This window comes from Pseudarthrobacter cellobiosi, from assembly GCF_023913815.1.
In the GTDB taxonomy this organism is placed as follows: domain Bacteria; phylum Actinomycetota; class Actinomycetes; order Actinomycetales; family Micrococcaceae; genus Arthrobacter; species Arthrobacter cellobiosi.
This window is the reverse complement of record NZ_JAMXBK010000027.1, coordinates 1-17,247: the sequence shown is the minus strand read 5'-3', so window position 1 is coordinate 17,247 and position 17,247 is coordinate 1. Positions and strand designations below refer to the sequence as shown.

Here is a 17,247-nt window from a genome sequence, read left to right as displayed (position 1 = left end):
GCTGAACCGCCTGAGGCGCTTAGGCCTCCGTGGGCTCGTTGTCCCGCAGCATGTTGGTGATGCGTGCGGTGGAGAGGCGGCGGCCTTTTTCGTCGGTAATCACGATTTCGTGCGTTGTCAGTGTCCGGCCCAGATGGATCGCGGTGCACGTACCTGTCACGGTGCCCGCGGCGATTGCACGGTGGTGTGTGGCGCTCACTTCGATGCCGAGGGCATGCCTGCCGGCGCCGGCGTGCATCCCGGCGGCGAAGGATCCCAGGGTTTCGGCCAGCACCACATGGGCGCCGCCGTGCAGGATGCCCGCCACCTGGGTGTTCCCTTCCACCGGCATGGTGGCCACCGTTCGTTCCGGGCTCATCTCCAGGAAGTGGATCCCCATCTTCACCACCAGGGCACCGACGCCCAGGCGGCCGAGCCAGTCGTGGAGGTGCGCCGGGATGCCTGCTGTGACCAATTCCTCAGTGAAGGGCCCGGGCGTGAAATTGTCCATCATGGGAACTAGGCTGACACCTGTGAGTGAAACTACCAAACCGGCCCCCTTCCCGTCCGAGACTGCAGTGCTTGACGCTGATGCTGCCTTGCAGGACATCAACGTCCCGCCGGTCGGAGGCCAGGTTTCCGCCACGGAAGCCCCGGTGGTTCCCATCACCGGCCAGCCGCGGCTTCTGGTGCTGGACGGCCACTCGATGGCGTTCCGCGCGTTTTTCGCCTTGCCGGCGGACAAGTTCTCCACCGCCAACGGACAGCACACCAACGCCATCCACGGCTTCACGTCCATGCTCATCAACCTGATCAAGGAACAGAAGCCCACCCACATTTGTGTCGCTTTCGACGTCTCGGATGACACCACGCACCGCAAAGCGGAGTACAGCGAGTACAAGGGTGGACGCAACGAAACACCCCGTGAGATGAGCGGCCAGATCGACCTTATCGACAAGGTCATGGGCGCCTGGGGTATCAAGACCATCAAGCTGCCCGGCTATGAGGCCGATGACATCCTGGCAACCCTCGCCGCCATGGGGGAAGAGGCGGGTTTTGAGGTGCTGCTCGTCTCGGGCGACCGTGACGCCTTCCAGCTGATCACGGACAACGTCTTTGTGCTATACCCGCGGAAGGGTGTCAGCGACATTCCCCGGATGGACGCGGCAGCCATCCAGGAGAAGTATTTTGTGACGCCCGCGCAGTATTCGGATCTTGCCGCGTTGGTGGGGGAGACAGCGGACAATCTTCCGGGCGTTCCGGGCGTGGGCCCGAAAACCGCGGCAAAGTGGATCAACCTCTACGGCGGTCTTGAGGGCGTCCTCGAGCACCTGGATGCGATCGGCGGCAAGGTTGGCGATGCCCTCAGGGAAAACGTGGAGGACGTCAAACGCAACCGACGCCTGAACAGGCTCCACACGGATCTCGAACTTCCCCTCACCCTGGACGATCTCGCGGAACCGCGGCCGGACGAAGCCGCGCTGGAGTCTTTGTTCGACGAACTTGAATTCAAGACCATCCGTACCCGGCTCTTTGCCCTGTACGGCAGCGAAGAAGTGGAATCTGCGGAGCGCGAAAGCATCGCCGCTCCGGACTTCGTGACTCCCGCCGGGGCAGCCGAGCTGGGTGCCTTCCTGGCGGCGGGCGCTGGCAAGACGTCGGCAGTCGCCGTCGACCTGGTGCCCGGGCGGATCGGCGAAGACGCCGCCGCACTGGCCATCGTCCGTGACGATGCCGCCGTCTATATCGACCTCGCCGCGCAGGATGCCGCGGCCGAAAACGTCCTCGCGGACTGGCTGCGCGATGAAAACAGCCCGAAGGTCATGCATGGCTACAAGGCTGCGCTGAAGGCTCTCTCCAGCCGTGGCCTGGGACTGGAAGGCGTGGTGGATGACACGTCAATTTCCGGATACCTCATCCAGCCGGACCGCCGCACCTATGAACTCGCTGAGTTGGCCCAGCACCACCTCAACGTCAGTGTCTCGGCGGAGACCTCCAAGGCGGGCCAGCTGGAGCTGGCGTTCGACGGCGACGACGCCGCCGCTGCCGGTGCTCTGGTCCAAGTGGCGGCCGTGGTCCAGGCCCTGAGCCGGCACTTCGAATCAGAACTCACCGAACGCAAGGCCGGGGACCTGCTGACCACCCTTGAGCTGCCCGTCAGCCGCGTGCTGGCCGACATGGAAACCGCGGGCATCGCCATCGACCTGCCGCGCATGGACGAGCAGATCGCCGATCTGGCCAAGGTGATCGACAACGCCCAGGAACTTGCCTTCGCTGCGATCGGCCACGAGGTCAATCTCGGCTCGCCCAAACAGCTGCAGGCAGTGCTCTTTGACGAACTCCAGCTGCCGAAAACCAAGAAGATCAAGTCTGGCTACACCACCGATGCCGCCTCGCTGAAGAACCTGCTCGAAAAGACCGGGCACGAATTCCTGGTCCAGCTGATGGCGCACCGGGAGTCCTCGAAGCTGCGCCAGATGCTGGAGTCGCTCAAGAAGTCCGTGACCGAAGACGGCCGGATCCACACCACCTATGCGCAGAACGTGGCAGCGACGGGCCGCATCTCCTCCAACAACCCCAACCTGCAGAACATCCCCATCCGTAGCGAGGAAGGCCGGCGTGTCCGCGGCATTTTTGTGGTCAGTGACGGCTATGAGTGCCTGCTGTCCGCGGACTACTCACAGATCGAAATGCGGATCATGGCGCACCTTTCGGGCGACGCGGGCCTGATCCAGGCCTACCAGGACGGTGAGGACCTCCACCGGTTTGTGGGCTCGAACATCTTCCACGTGCCCACCGAAGAAGTCACCAGCGCCATGCGCTCCAAGGTCAAGGCCATGTCCTACGGCCTCGCCTATGGCCTGACCTCGTTCGGCCTGTCCAAGCAGCTGGAAATTTCCGTGGACGAGGCCCGCACGCTGATGAAGGACTACTTTGACAGGTTCGGCGCCGTCCGCGACTACCTCCGCGGCGTGGTGGACCAGGCCCGGGTGGACGGCTACACGGCCACCATCGAGGGGCGCCGCCGGTACCTGCCGGATCTCACCAGCACGGACCGGCAGCTGCGCGAAAACGCGGAGCGCATCGCACTGAACTCACCCATCCAGGGATCGGCCGCAGACATCATCAAACGCGCCATGCTGGGCGTACACGCTGAACTGGCGGCGCAGGGCCTCAAGTCGCGCATGCTCCTGCAGGTCCATGACGAACTGGTCCTTGAAGTCGCCGCCGGCGAGCGGGAAGCGGTGGAGAAGCTCGTCACCGAGCAGATGGGCTCCGCCGCGGACCTCAGCGTCCCGCTGGATGTCCAGATCGGCGTGGGCCCCAGCTGGTACGACGCCGGCCATTAGGCTGCTGGGAACGGAGGGGCGGGGCGCGATGGACAAGTACGAGGTCAAGAAACAGTTCAAGGATCTGTACGCGCCCCGGGCCCGGGACTTCGAGGTGGTCTCAGTCCCTCCACTGAACTACCTGATGCTGGACGGGCAAGGTAATCCAGGGACGGCCCCCGCCTACACCGCCGCCCTCGAGGCTCTGTATTCGGTGTCCTACGCCGTCAAGTTCGCCAGCAAGCACGCGGGCCGGGACTACGTCGTCGGGCCGCTGGAGGGCCTGTGGACAGCATCCGATCCTGACGACGAGGCCCCCACGCTGCGCCGCCTGCACAATGAATACATGCCGGCCAACGGCCTCGGATTTGCCGGCCTGCACCAAGAGATCTACCTCAGCGACGCCCGCTGGGTGGCACCGGAAAAGCTCAAAACCATCCTCCGCCAACCCGTGCGGCGGCTCTGAGCCATTTCCCGCCGACGCGGGCGTGTTGCTGCTGGCCAGGCCCCGGATTCATTGGTTAGGCTCGCCGGTGTGGCTGAACTGAGTGATGACTATGAAATCCGGCGCTTCCCAGCGGCATCCAAGGGCGAGGCGGGTTATCCCGACGCCGAATCATGGGTGAAGGCGGTGGCCTTTGGCTTCCACGAATCCACGCGGACACCGGAGCATGTTGCCAAGTCCTTGGAGACCTACGCAGCTGACCGGCGGATCTTCACCGGCGCCTACCAGACGCGGGAAGTCGCGCCTGGGTCGCTCCCCGCAGAGGTACCGGTGGCAACCTTCGGCACCCTGCGCAAAACACTCAACATCGGCTTCGGCCGGCTGCTGGAGACGCAACTGGTCACAGCCGTGACGGTCCGGACCTCACATCGGCGGCGCGGCCTGCTGCGCCGGATGATGTCCGAGGACCTGGCCATGGCGAAGGACGATGGCCTGGCAATGGCAGCCCTGACTGCGTCAGAAGGCTCCATCTATGGGCGCTTTGGCTACGGTGTGGCCAGCTTCGAACGGACCGTGAAAGTGGACACCACCGCCCGGTTCCGGCTCAACCACCATGCCGTCGGTACCGTGGACATCGCGGACCCCCGTGTGCTGCTGGACCTGGCGCCGGAAGTCTTCGACCGCGTGCACCGCCTGACGCCGGGATCGATCGGCCGCCAGGACTGGTACCGCCAACTGGCCTCTGGGTCCTTGGGCCGCGAGGGCAAAGAAGACCCTGCCGTCAAGGTGGCCCTGCACTACAGCCCCGACGGCACCGTGGACGGCTACGTCTCCTACAAATTCCTCGGCTGGGACACCGAGCCCTACACCATGCACGTGGTGGACCTCGTGGCGGCTACTCACGAGGCCTACCTGGAGCTCTGGCAGTTCCTGGCCGCCATCGACCTGGTTGAACGCATCACGTGGGAGGAAGCGCCGCTGGATGACCCGCTCACCTGGGCACTGGCCGATCCCCGCTGCATCGACTCCTCAGACAGCCGGGACATGCTCTGGCTCCGCATCCTGGACGTGGGCCAGGCGCTGGAAGCCCGGCACTACCCGGTTGACGGCAGGCTGGTGCTCGAGGTGCAGGACCCGCTTGGCCTCACGGCTGGAACGTTTGCCGTGGAAGTCAGCGGCGGCGAGGCCGCCGTCGTGCGTCTGGAAGCTGCGCAGGATCCTAACCTGACGCTGGATGTCTCCGCGCTGTCATCCATCTACCTCGGCGCCGTCAGCCCTGTGACGCTGAGGGCGGCGGGCCGGATCCGTGAACACACCCAGGGTGCGGCGCTCCGGGCACGCGGGATGTTCGCGGTGGAACGCGCCACGCACTGCCTCACGCACTTCTGAGCCCCGGCATTGCAGGCGCGCTTGGCCAGGGCCGGTCGTTGCCATGCGCTTTGACCCCTGTTGGCCGCTGCGACTAGAATAAGTGGGCGCGTACTACGTGCACGTTTCTAAAATCCACAAATCAGGATGACCCGGAAGATCCCTGCGATCGCCCGAACACCTGCGCCTGCGTTCCATAACGCGGGCGCGGCGGTTTGCCTGACCGACTAACTATCCACAACGGAGCCCCTACTACATGACCATCACCTCCACCGAGAAGCCCGGTACCCCCGTAGTCGCCATTAACGACATCGGTACCGCTGAGGACTTCCTCGCAGCAGTCGACGCCACCATCAAGTACTTCAACGACGGAGACCTCGTCGAAGGTACCGTCGTCAAGGTCGACCGCGATGAAGTTCTGCTCGACATCGGTTACAAGACCGAAGGTGTCATCCCCTCCCGCGAGCTGTCCATCAAGCACGATGTTGATCCCGGAGACGTTGTCTCCGTTGGCGATCTCGTCGAAGCCCTGGTGCTCACCAAGGAAGACAAAGAAGGCCGCCTGATCCTCTCCAAGAAGCGGGCTCAGTACGAGCGCGCCTGGGGCGACATCGAGAAGGTCAAGGAAGAAGACGGTGTTGTCACCGGTACCGTCATCGAGGTTGTCAAGGGTGGTCTTATCCTCGACATCGGTCTGCGCGGCTTCCTGCCCGCATCCCTCGTCGAGATGCGCCGTGTGCGCGACCTCGCTCCGTACATCGGTCAGAAGATCGAAGCCAAAATCATCGAGCTGGACAAGAACCGCAACAACGTTGTGCTGTCCCGCCGTGCATGGCTCGAGCAGACCCAGTCCGAGGTCCGCTCCACGTTCCTCAACAAGCTGGAAAAGGGCCAGGTCCGTCCCGGCGTTGTTTCCTCCATCGTCAACTTCGGTGCCTTCGTGGACCTGGGCGGCGTAGACGGCCTCGTTCACGTTTCCGAGCTGTCCTGGAAGCACATCGACCACCCGTCCGAGGTTGTCGAAGTTGGCCAGGAAGTCACCGTCGAGGTTCTCGAAGTCGACCTGGACCGCGAGCGTGTTTCCCTGTCGCTCAAGGCTACGCAGGAAGATCCGTGGCAGACCTTCGCCCGCACCCACGCCCTCGGGCAGGTTGTTCCGGGTAAGGTCACCAAGCTCGTTCCGTTCGGTGCGTTCGTACGTGTCGAAGACGGCATCGAAGGCCTCGTGCACATCTCCGAACTGGCAGTCCGCCACGTGGAGCTGGCTGAGCAGGTTGTCTCCGTTGGTGACGAGCTGTTCGTCAAGGTCATCGACATCGACCTCGAGCGCCGCCGTATCTCCCTCTCCCTCAAGCAGGCTAACGAGGGCGTTGACGCCGAGTCCACCGAATTCGATCCGGCTCTCTACGGCATGTCCGCTGAGTACGACGAAGAGGGCAACTACAAGTACCCGGAGGGCTTCGACCCGGAGTCCAACGAGTGGCTTGAAGGCTACGAGAACCAGCGCGCCGTCTGGGAGCAGCAGTACGCTGACGCCCAGACCCGCTGGGAAGCACACAAGAAGCAGGTTGCCCAGCACGCTGCCGACGACGCTGCAGCTGCAACGTCCGGTGACAGCGATTCCGGCACCACCAGCTACTCCTCCGAGCCTGCTGCCGAGTCCAACGCCGGGGCCGGTACCCTTGCTTCGGACGAGGCTCTTGCAGCTTTGCGCGAGAAGCTGACCGGCAACTAATTGCCACCGGCCCGGGGCTTCCCGGGCCAGCACAGCGGGCCCCTGCAAATGCGGGGGCCCGCTGTGCTTAATGCGCCATCCGTGGTTGGCCGGCCATCTGACCAGCACTTAATGCTCCCAAACGAGGGTTTCGGTGCGTCTACTGCGAGTTAGTTGAGAGTACGACGACGGCACTCACCACGCCGCCGTCGTCGTGCGTCAGGACCGCGCCTACGGCGGTGAGGAGCCGCTGCGCGCCGATGTTGGCTGCCGTGGTGTTGGCCACGACCTGGTGCAGTCCGGCGCGGCGGGCTTCCGCCAGCACCAGCCGCAACGCGGCGCCGCCGACACCGTGGCCGCGGTAGCGCCGGCCCAGCCAGATGCCCGTCTCAGCTGTTTCGTGTTGCGCCGTTTCCTCGTCCGTCAGCTTGAGCCTGATCGCGCCGGCCGGGCTGCCGTCGCAGAGCACTGCCCAGCTCTTTTCCGCGGCCGGTCCCTCCAGTCCCGCGGCTGCAGACCGGTGGTAGGCGCGGAACCAGTCGACGCGTTCCGCATTCCAGCCCGTCCCGTTGCCCAGCGGCGGTGTGACGTCATCCGCGGACGCATCCAGCTGCGCCAGCTCCAGCAGCCGCTCCAGCATAGGGTCGTCGACGTCTGCCAGACGGACTTCAGGGCAGCGGGACATCGAGCCACTCCGTTCCGGCCGGCGTGAGCACGGTTCTCCCGGCGGTGAGCGATAACACGCGTTCGGTGGCGGCAGTGATTTCTTCAGCATCGTCGGGCACGGCCAGGCGCAGGATCGTGTCCTGCGCGACGTAGCTGGTTTCAGCCATCACAAAACCGGCCGCCCGAAGATCGTTCTCCAGCCGTCCCGCAGCGGCGTGCGGCACCGATGCTGAGCAGATCCGCAGCCGGCTCCGGCGGACCAGCGGGGCCCGTTCCAGGGCCGCGGAAACCGACTCGGAATACGCACGCACCAGACCGCCGGCACCCAGCAGGATACCGCCGAAGTAGCGGACGACGACGGCACTGACGTCGCTGAGGTCCGTCAGGCCCGGCGCTGTTTCCCTCTTGATGATGGCTTCCAGCATGGGGATGCCGGCCGTGCCGGAGGGCTCGCCGTCGTCATTGGAGCGGTGGATGTCCCGGTCCGGCCCAAGGACGAACGCCGAGCAGTGGTGGCGGGCATCGTGGAACTCGCGGCGCAGGGCGGCCACCAGATCCCGCGCGGTGTCCTCATTGTCCGCGCGGCGCAGCACCGTGATGAACCTGGAGCGTTTGATCTCGATCTCGTGCCGGAACTCCGGCCCCAACGCGAGCGTGGTGTAGGCGGTGGCCCTGCTGTCTTGCTCTTGCACCGCCCAAGTCTAGTGCGAGCATGGGCCCACGCCGCCAGGGTTCCCTGGCTGAGCGCAGCGAAGTCAGGGAGGCGGTGGGGATTAGGGTGGTGGGATGCTGAAGATCGGTTTGACGGGCGGCATCGCCTCAGGGAAGTCAGTGGTCGCCGCACGCCTGGCGGAGCTCGGCGCGGTGCTGGTGGACGCGGATGCGCTGGCTCGGGACGTCGTTGAACCGGGAACGCCGGGGCTGGCCAGCGTGGTTGAAGCCTTTGGAGCGGACATGCTCGACGGCGGCGGCCGGCTGGATCGGGCCAGGCTGGGTTCCGTGGTGTTCGGCAATCCCTCGCAGCTGGCCGTGCTGAACGGCATTGTGCACCCGCTGGTCCGGGCCGCCGCGGACAGGATCATCGCCACAGCCCCGGGCGGCGCCATTGTGGTCCAGGACATTCCACTGCTCGTGGAGACGGGCCAGGGGAGCGGCTTCCATCTTGTCCTTGTGGTGGACGCGCCCGATGACGTCAGGATCGCCCGGATGCTCGAACACCGCGGCATGACGGCCGAGGATGCCCGGTCACGCATGGCTGCCCAGGCCTCGCGCGAGGCGCGGCTGGCCGCTGCCGACGTCGTGCTGGACAACTCCGGATCACTGGCGGACGTGACGGCGCAGGTGGACCGGCTCTGGGCCGAACGACTGGTGCCGTTCGCGCGCAACCTCCGGCGCAGCGTCAGGGCGGTCAGGGCAGGCATGGCAGTCTTGTCGGTGCCGCAGCAGGATTGGGCGGTCCAGGCTGCACGGCTTGGCGCCCGAATCACGGCCGCAGCACCGGACGACATCCTGGCTGTGGACCATATCGGCTCCACAGCCGTGCCTGGCCTGGCAGCCAAGGACGTCATCGACCTCCAGGTCACGGTGTCCGATCTCAACGCCGCGGACCGGATCGCACCGCTGCTGGCCGCTGCTGGCTTCCCGGCCGTGCAGGGGGTTGGCTTCGACGCTCCGAAACCGACGGATCCGGACCCGGCGCAGTGGCAAAAACGCTTCCACGCCAACGCGGACCCCGGACGCCCCGCCAACGTGCACGTACGGGCGGCCGGATCGTCCGGCTGGCGCTACGCGCTGCTCTTCCGCGACTGGCTCAGGAACGACCCGGAAGCCGCCGCCTTGTATGAAGACCATAAACGCGCGTTGACCGAACAGTTTGCCGGCAGTAGAGGTACCCACGCCTATGCGGAGGCGAAGGAGCCGTGGTTCACGGACGTCGCCTGGCCGCGTATGGACGGTTGGGCCGCGCGCACGGGCTGGGTGCCGCCGTCGTACGCGTCCTGATCCTGTCCGCCCGTTTCGGGTGATGTTCGCCGGTAACTGATCCGGCTTCCACTGTCGGTCCCCGGTTGTAGATTAGATGCATGAGCCTTGCCCAGGAGATCAACCGAGTCGTCGCTCCGTTTGAAGTCATCAGCGAGTTCCAGCCGGCCGGCGACCAGCCTGCCGCCATCACCGAACTCACGGAGCGGATCAGGAACGGCGAAAAGGACGTTGTCCTGCTGGGCGCCACCGGTACCGGCAAGAGCGCCACCACGGCGTGGCTCATCGAACAGGTCCAGCGGCCCACGTTGGTCATGGTGCAGAACAAGACCCTGGCCGCCCAACTCGCCAACGAATTCCGTGAACTCCTGCCCAACAACGCGGTGGAGTACTTCGTTTCTTACTACGACTACTACCAACCTGAGGCCTACGTAGCGCAGACGGACACCTTCATTGAGAAGGACTCGTCCATCAACGAGGAAGTGGAACGGCTCCGCCACTCCGCCACCAATGCGCTGCTGACCCGCCGGGACGTTATTGTGGTGGCCACGGTATCCTGCATCTACGGCCTGGGCACGCCGGAAGAGTACATTGCCGGCATGGTCACGCTCCGCAAAGGGGCGCAGATGAACCGCGACGACCTGCTCCGGAAATTCGTATCCATGCAATACGCGCGCAACGACATGGACTTCCACCGCGGCACGTTCCGGGTCCGCGGCGACACCGTGGAAATCATCCCGATGTACGAGGAACTCGCCATCCGCATCGAATTCTTCGGAGACGAGATTGAGAACATCCACACTCTCCATCCGCTGACTGGCGAGCTGATCCGGGACGAAGAGGAAATGTACGTCTTCCCGGCCTCGCACTATGTGGCCGGGCCCGAGCGGATGGCCCGGGCCATCAAGCGGATCGAGGACGAACTCGCCGAACGCCTGGCCGTCCTGGAAGGCCAGAACAAGCTGGTGGAAGCCCAGCGGCTCCGGATGCGCACCACCTACGACCTCGAAATGATGCAGCAGATGGGCTTCTGTAACGGCATCGAAAACTACTCGTCGCACATCGACGGCCGTGCCCGCGGGACCGCTCCGCACTGCCTCATCGACTACTTCCCGGACGACTTCCTGCTGGTGATCGACGAATCCCATGTCACCGTGCCGCAGATCGGCGCCATGTACGAGGGCGACATGTCCCGCAAGCGGAACCTCGTGGACTTCGGCTTCCGCCTGCCGTCGGCCATGGACAACCGACCCCTGAAATGGGACGAATTCCTCCAACGCGTGGGCCAGACGGTCTACCTGTCGGCCACTCCCGGCAAGTACGAACTCGGCAAGGCTGACGGTTTTGTGCAGCAGATCATCCGGCCCACCGGACTGATCGACCCTGAGGTTGTGGTCAAGCCCACCAAGGGCCAGATCGATGACCTCCTCGGCGAGATCAAGACCCGCACGGCAAAGAACGAACGCGTCCTGGTCACCACCCTGACCAAGCGAATGGCGGAGGACCTCACCGACTACCTGCTGGGCCACGGCATCAAGGTCGAATACCTGCACTCGGACGTGGACACCCTCCGACGCGTTGAACTGCTCCGGGAACTCCGGATGGGTGTCTTCGACGTCCTGGTGGGCATCAACCTGCTTCGCGAAGGCCTGGACCTGCCCGAGGTCTCCCTGGTGAGCATCCTGGACGCGGACAAGGAAGGCTTCCTGCGCTCGGCGACTTCGCTGATCCAGACCATCGGCCGTGCTGCCCGCAACGTGTCCGGCGAGGTCCACATGTACGCGGACCGCATCACCGACTCCATGGCCAAGGCTATCGACGAGACCAACCGGCGCCGCGCCATCCAGGTTGCCTACAACACGGAACGGGGCATCGATCCGCAGCCGCTGCGGAAGAAGATTGCGGACATTACCGACCAGCTGGCCAAGGAAGACGCCGACACCCAGGAGCTGCTCAACAACAACCGGCTGGCCAAGGGCGCCAAACGTGGCAAGTCTGCGGCAAAGGGCTCGGCACAGCTCCGCAAGGACGGCCTCGCCGCGGCACCGGCCGAAGACCTCGTGGGCCTCATCGAACAACTGACCGAACAGATGCACGGCGCTGCCGCCGAACTCCAGTTCGAGGTGGCCGCGCGGATCCGGGACGAGGTCAGTGACCTTAAGAAGGAGCTCCGCCAGATGCAGTCGGCCGGCCACGCCTAGTCCACCCCCGGGCGCCAAAGGGACGTGGCAGTCGGGGCATGTTTCCGCATGTCGCGACGCCTACTGTACAGTTAACGTCACGTAGGGGAGTATCCCGAGCGCTACGATCGTCAACACGCCAGGCACAGTTGCCTGGCCGGGCGTAGCGGGCCGCCATGTCAGCACCAAGTGCACAGGCTGGCCGGAGAGACTTACACCATTTCTCTGTACCCTGCGAAAGGCTAACCTGTGCCCGAATTACCAGTGTGGTTCGAGGTCGGCTCACTTGTCGTCCTTGGCCTGATCCTCCTCATTGACCTTCTACTGGTCGTCCGTCGCCCCCACGAGCCTTCCATGAAGGAAGCCGGCCTGTGGGTTGCGTTCTACGTCTCCCTGGCCCTGCTGTTCGCCGGGGCCATGTTCTTCTTTACCGGCGCCGAATTCGGCGGCCAGTTCGTGGCCGGCTGGGTCACTGAATACAGCCTCAGCATCGACAACCTGTTTGTCTTCATCATCATCATGGCCCGATTCTCCGTGCCCCGTAAGTACCAGCAGGAAGTCCTGATGGTGGGCATCATCATCGCCCTGATCCTGCGCGGCATCTTCATCCTCCTCGGCGCCATCGTGATCGAGCAGTTCAGCTGGGTGTTCTACATCTTTGGCGCGTTCCTGCTCTGGACCGCCTGGAAGCAGGCCCAGGACGAAGGCGAGGACGAAGAGGACAAGGAAAACCCGCTCATCGCCCGGATCCGCAAGGTCATCCCCATGTCGGAGAAGTTCGACGGCGGCAAGCTGCGCACCACGGTGGACGGCAAGAAGGTCTTCACACCCATGCTGATCGTGTTCATCACCATCGGCCTGACCGACCTCCTGTTCGCAGTGGACTCGATTCCCGCGATCTTCGGCCTGACGCAGAGCCCGTTCATTGTCTTCACCGCCAACCTGTTCGCCCTGATGGGCCTGCGCCAGCTCTATTTCCTGCTGGGTGGCCTGATGAACCGCCTGATCTACCTGAAGCACGCGCTGTCCTTCATCCTGGCGTTCATCGGTGTGAAGCTGGTGCTCCACGCCATGCACGTGAACGAACTGCCGTTCATCAACGGCGGCAACCACATCGAGTGGGCCCCCGAGATTCCGACATTCGTCTCCCTGGCCGTCATCGTGGGCACCATCGTCGTTGCCGTGATTGCCAGCCTCCTGAGCTCCAAGGCAAAGACGGCCCACCTGGACCCCCGCCTCGAGGAAGACGCCAAGAAGAGCCTCAGCGAAGCCGAGTAGGCTGTCTCCGCGTTTTGTTGACGCATCATGCATTTCCACTGATCCCGGCCGCACGGCGGCCGGGATCAGTGGCTTAATCTGCCCCTGTAGGACCTGGCCGCCCAGGACTATGCTCGGACCATGGCCCGCACACTGATCACGGAAAGAGGAGTGCGCCAGGTGCAACGGCGCACCGTGGTGCTGCTGAGCGCGGCCCAGGTTTTCGGTGGCATCGGCACCGGAGCCACGGTTTCGATTGGTTCCATCCTGGCCGTGGAACTTTCCGGTTCCAGCGTGTGGGCGGGTGCCGTGGCCACGGTTATGACATTGGGGGCCGCGCTGACAGCGCTGCCCCTTGCTTCGCTGGCGGACCGGCGGGGCCGTCGGGCCGGGCAGGTCACGGGGCTTTCCGCCGCCCTGGCCGGCACAGTTCTGATAGTGCTGTCGGTGGTGTCCGGCTTGTTCGTCCTCCTGGTGCTGGGGGCGTTGGGCATCGGGGTGGGTACCGCGGCCAGCCTGCAGGCACGCTTCGCCGCCGTCGACCTTGCGGATGCTGAACACCGCGGCAGGGCGCTTTCCGCCGTGGTGTGGGCTGTGACGGTCGGCGCCGTGGCCGGACCCAACCTGATCCAGCCCGGCACCGTGGTGGGCCTGGCACTCGGCCTGCCGCCCGTCGCCGGACCGTTCGTGATCTCCGCAGCCGGACTCCTGCTGGCCATTGTGCTGCTTTTCGCTGGCCTCAGGCCGGACCCGCTCCTGCTCGCGCGGGAAATCGCCGCCCGGGATCTTGCCACTCAGGAACCCGCTGCGCTGGATCTCGACGCCCAGCCAGCTGGCGGGAAAATGCAGGGCACGCCACCACGTACGGCCGACCAGCAAGGCCCCACCACCCGCAACGCAGGCGGGGGCTCACTTGTCCGCGGGCTGCGGGCAATCCGCCAGTCCAGGGCTTCCTGGCTGGCGCTTGCCGCCGTCGTCGGAGCGCACGCCGTGATGGTGGGCGTGATGTCCATGACCCCGCTGCATTTGCAGGAACTCGTGGCCGGACCGGGTGCTTCCCATGCCGGCCACGCCGCCTCCGGCGATGTCCTGGTGATCATCGGCTTCACCATCTCCCTGCATATCGCAGGCATGTTCGCGTTGTCGCCGGTCATGGGCTGGCTGACGGACAAGGCAGGCAGGACTGAGACCATCATGATCGGCTTCGCCACGCTGATCGCTGCCGTCGCCGTCGCAGGGTTTGGCCAGACGTCCACCGTCGCGGTGGCCGTGGGACTTGTCCTGCTGGGCATGGGCTGGTCTGCGGCCACCATTTCCGGGTCCACGCTGCTGGCGGAGAGCGTTAGCCAGGAGTCCCGTGTGGTGGTCCAAGGTGTGTCGGACATGCTGATGGGCGCCGCAGGTGCGGTGGGCGGGGCCACCTCCGGACTGATCCTCAGCTGGGCCGGCTACCTGGGGCTCAACATGGCAGGCGGACTGGTGGGGGCTGCTGTCCTGACCGCCGCCGTCGTTGCCCTGGTGGCGCGCCGCCGCAGCCCGGCGGCCGGCTCAGCTGCCGGCTGAGCCGGCAACCGAGCGCACCATACCCAGCAGCCGCCCGAAAATGGCCTCGCCGTCGTCGGCTATGCCGTCATGGTGGAAGTCGGGTGTCTCCCATGCCTGGAGTCCGCGCACGGCAGCCGCCGTTTCCAGGGACAGATCGCGGTCCACGTAAATATCGTCCCGGTAAACCGCGGCGGCAACCGGCACTCCGTTCGCGGCCAGTTGCGTGTGGTCATAGAGCGGCTTCCAGTCGGTCTTGGCGGCCAGCAGTTGCGCGACCTGCTGCAGCGGCGCCAATGCGGCATCCTGCTCGAAGTACCACGGGTACACCATCTCGCCGGTCAGCAGCAGCGGCTCTGCATCCGGGCGGAATGCCGGATTTTCGTCCAGTACTCGCCAGGCAGCCCAGCCGGTCGCCTGTCCCTGCCCGTAGATGGACTCATGCAGCAGGGCGTACAGCGGGTTCGCCAGGCGGGACACGATGCCCTGGACCTGCTCCAGGAAGGCATCGGAGAGCCTGGTCCCTTGTGGGGTCTCGGTGAAGGCGTCCTCCAGCAGGTAGTGCAGGCCGTCCACGCGCGTGTTTCCGCCCAGGAAGGAGCCCACCATCTGGAACCGTTCCGCCGTGAGCCGGCCGCCGTCGGGAAGGAACTCCTCGGACTGCCGAAGGTGCGATGCGATCGCGTTCACTGTCCGGCGGTCCTCCGGATACCAGCTGAAGTACTCAGTGTTGCGGGCCGCAACCCGCGCGAACGTGGCGCGGTAGACGTCGTCGGGATGGCCGGCGAGCGGCGCAAGTCCGCCCGTGATGAGAGCTTCCTTCAGCCCGTCCGGGGCAAAGGACAGGTACGTCAGCGCGCAGAATCCGCCGTAGCTTTGGCCGTAGATGCTCCAGGGGCCGGAGCCGAGCGCCGCACGGATGAGCTCCGCGTCGGCGACGATGGAATCCGCACGGAAATGCTCAAGGTACGCAGCCTGTGCCACGGCCGTTCCACGCGCCGGCAGCGTGTTCCGGTCAACGGGGGTCGAAAGCCCGGTGCCGCGCTGGTCCAGCATCAGGATCCGGAATTCCCGGGCCGCAGCCTTGCTCCAGCCGCTCAGCGAAGTCAGCCTGTTGCCGCGGCCGCCCGGCCCGCCCTGGAGGAATAGCAGCCAGGGAAGCTGTTCGGCTTCAGCCCCGGTGTGGGCCGACGAGACGTACTCACGTGCGAAGACTGTGATGGTCTCGGGGTCGTCGCCGCTCCCTGGAGCGAAGTGGTCCAAGGGAACGGTGAAGTAGTGCTCAGCGGTGCGCATGCCCCGGAATTCGTGCCGGGCCTTAACAAAATGCGGGACAGGGGTCCGCGTTTGCGTCGTTTGAGAGGAAGCGTCCCGCTCAGCCACGGATGGAAGCTGCCGTTCTGGTGCCAAAGCTCTCCAGCGCGTCGCCGGTCAGCCGGAACGTGGACCAGCCATCCAGGGGACGGGCGCCGAGGCTGCGGTAGAAGTTGATGGACGGTTCGTTCCAGTCCAGGACGCTCCACTCAACCCGGGCGTAGCCTCTCTCGACGGCGGTGGCGGCCAGGTGCTGCAGGAGCGCCTTGCCGTGACCTTCGCCGCGGGCGTGCGGGCTGACGTAGAGGTCTTCAAGGTAGATGCCGTGGACGCCTTCCCAGGTGGAGTAGTTCAGGAACCAGAGAGCGAATCCCTGGACCTCGCCTGCGCTGTTCTCAGCCATCGTGGCAAACACGCGCGGGTTCGCGCCGAACAGGACCTCAGCCAGCATTTCCGGTGTGTTGCGGACCGCGTCCGGTTCCTTCTCGTAGATGGCCAGTTCGTGGATCATCTGCAGAATGGGGGGGACGTCTTGCCGGGTGGCGGGGCGGATTGCACTCATGGTCCGAGTTTACTAGCGGGCCGTGATCCCTACTGCCAGGATCCCTATTGCCAGCGAAGCTGCGATGTCCCGTAGCGGACGGGCCCGTTGCTGTATTCCAAGGGCACGCCGTCCGCCATGATGGGCGGCCCAACATATCGCAGGCGGCCGTAGGGGCTGTCCATCACGCGGAAGTCCGGGTCAGGCAGCGAACCACCGTGACCGGCCACCGCGGGCAGCCGGAACAATTCTTCAGCGGTGCGGGCCAACGAAAGCCGGGCCGCTCCGCCTCGTCCGCTTCGGAGCCGTTCGGCCAGCAAGGCAAGTGCTGCCGCCGCCAGGCCATAACCGGTGGCATGATCCAGTGCCTGCACTGGAAGCGCCCCCGGCTGCCACCCGTCATCAGTCGTGCGGCCATACCGTTCGGCAATGCCGCAAGCGGCCTGTACCAGGCTGTCGAAACCGCGCCGTCCGTTCCAAGGGCCGCCGCTGCCCCAGGCACTGAGGGCGACTATGACGAGGTCGGGCCGGGCATGCAACAGCGCTTCGGGCGCCAGTCCGAAACGGTCCAGCCCGCCGTCGCGGTAACCCGTGACCACCACATCGGCAGACCCAATGAGGCGCCTGACCGCTTCCATAGCGGCAGGATCCCGGAGGTCCGCCTCGGCACTGCGCTTGTTAAAGCCCGAGTCAATGAACACATCGCTCAGCTCCGGAAGCTGGGGCGGGTCGATGCGCAGGACGTCCGCGCCCAGGGCGCCCAGGAGGCGTGTGGCCGTGGGGCCGGCAATGACGCGGGTCAGGTCCAGCACCTTTAGCCCGGCTAAGCCTTGATCCACCGATCCGCCTGGGCGGATGAGCTGAATTCGGTTTCGGCTCGTTGTGCGGGCGAAGGGCGTGCTGGGGTGCCGGGCCTCGCTGCCCCTTGAGTG

The 17,247-nt window shown here is 65.3% G+C and carries 14 protein-coding genes; 8 read left to right on the top strand and 6 right to left on the bottom strand.

What is annotated here, in order from left to right; genetic code table 11:
* Positions 1-19: 19 nt before the first annotated feature.
* Positions 20-493 carry a hotdog fold thioesterase gene (locus NG701_RS15560; RefSeq protein WP_252568705.1) on the bottom strand — a complete coding sequence of 158 codons (474 nt, stop codon included), beginning with the start codon at positions 491-493 and terminating at the stop codon, positions 20-22.
* Positions 494-686: 193 nt separating this feature from the next.
* On the opposite strand from NG701_RS15560, the gene polA reads away from it, so the two are divergent.
* The 4 genes from polA to rpsA all read left to right on the top strand — a co-directional run bounded on the left by polA (position 687) and on the right by rpsA (position 6,856).
* Positions 687-3,329 (top strand): DNA polymerase I, encoded by a 2,643-nt coding sequence (gene polA, locus NG701_RS15555; RefSeq protein WP_252569431.1) that lies wholly within the window; start codon positions 687-689, stop codon positions 3,327-3,329.
* 28 nt (positions 3,330-3,357) lie between these two features.
* Entirely contained in the window at positions 3,358-3,774 is a 417-nt protein-coding gene (locus tag NG701_RS15550) for a GyrI-like domain-containing protein (RefSeq protein ID WP_252568704.1), read from the top strand.
* 78 nt (positions 3,775-3,852) lie between these two features.
* Complete coding sequence (locus NG701_RS15545; protein WP_252569428.1) at positions 3,853-5,142, top strand: GNAT family N-acetyltransferase; 1,290 nt, start codon at positions 3,853-3,855, stop codon at positions 5,140-5,142.
* Between the two features lie 235 nt (positions 5,143-5,377).
* Entirely contained in the window at positions 5,378-6,856 is a 1,479-nt protein-coding gene (rpsA, locus tag NG701_RS15540) for a 30S ribosomal protein S1 (protein ID WP_056339708.1), read from the top strand.
* Positions 6,857-6,995: 139 nt separating this feature from the next.
* Here the strand turns inward: rpsA and NG701_RS15535 are convergent, their stop codons facing one another.
* Positions 6,996-7,520, bottom strand: coding sequence for a GNAT family N-acetyltransferase (locus tag NG701_RS15535; RefSeq protein WP_252568703.1), 525 nt, complete (start codon positions 7,518-7,520; stop codon positions 6,996-6,998).
* A complete protein-coding gene (locus tag NG701_RS15530; RefSeq protein ID WP_252568702.1) occupies positions 7,504-8,193 on the bottom strand; it encodes an IMPACT family protein in 690 nt (229 codons plus the stop codon). Before NG701_RS15530 ends, NG701_RS15535 begins: the two co-directional genes overlap by 17 nt.
* 94 nt (positions 8,194-8,287) lie before the next feature.
* On the opposite strand from NG701_RS15530, the gene coaE reads away from it, so the two are divergent.
* The 4 genes from coaE to NG701_RS15510 all read left to right on the top strand — a co-directional run bounded on the left by coaE (position 8,288) and on the right by NG701_RS15510 (position 14,481).
* Positions 8,288-9,502 carry a dephospho-CoA kinase gene (gene coaE, locus NG701_RS15525; RefSeq protein WP_252568701.1) on the top strand — a complete coding sequence of 405 codons (1,215 nt, stop codon included), beginning with the start codon at positions 8,288-8,290 and terminating at the stop codon, positions 9,500-9,502.
* An 80-nt stretch (positions 9,503-9,582) separates the two neighbouring features.
* Positions 9,583-11,682: an excinuclease ABC subunit UvrB gene (gene uvrB / locus NG701_RS15520; RefSeq protein ID WP_252568700.1), complete on the top strand. Its 2,100-nt coding sequence runs from the start codon at positions 9,583-9,585 to the stop codon at positions 11,680-11,682.
* 228 nt (positions 11,683-11,910) lie between these two features.
* Positions 11,911-12,939 carry a TerC family protein gene (locus tag NG701_RS15515; protein WP_252568699.1) on the top strand — a complete coding sequence of 343 codons (1,029 nt, stop codon included), beginning with the start codon at positions 11,911-11,913 and terminating at the stop codon, positions 12,937-12,939.
* 120 nt (positions 12,940-13,059) lie between these two features.
* Positions 13,060-14,481, top strand: coding sequence for an MFS transporter (locus tag NG701_RS15510; RefSeq protein ID WP_252568698.1), 1,422 nt, complete (start codon positions 13,060-13,062; stop codon positions 14,479-14,481).
* Here the strand turns inward: NG701_RS15510 and NG701_RS15505 are convergent.
* From NG701_RS15505 to NG701_RS15495, 3 genes are all read right to left on the bottom strand, one after another.
* Positions 14,467-15,756, bottom strand: coding sequence for an alpha/beta fold hydrolase (locus NG701_RS15505; RefSeq protein WP_252568697.1), 1,290 nt, complete (start codon positions 15,754-15,756; stop codon positions 14,467-14,469). The genes NG701_RS15510 and NG701_RS15505 overlap by 15 nt on opposite strands.
* A gap of 79 nt (positions 15,757-15,835) precedes the next feature.
* Positions 15,836-16,336 carry a GNAT family N-acetyltransferase gene (locus NG701_RS15500; RefSeq protein WP_252568696.1) on the bottom strand — a complete coding sequence of 167 codons (501 nt, stop codon included), beginning with the start codon at positions 16,334-16,336 and terminating at the stop codon, positions 15,836-15,838.
* Positions 16,337-16,380: 44 nt separating this feature from the next.
* Entirely contained in the window at positions 16,381-17,154 is a 774-nt protein-coding gene (locus NG701_RS15495) for a CoA transferase (protein ID WP_308292608.1), read from the bottom strand.
* Positions 17,155-17,247: the final 93 nt, after the last annotated feature.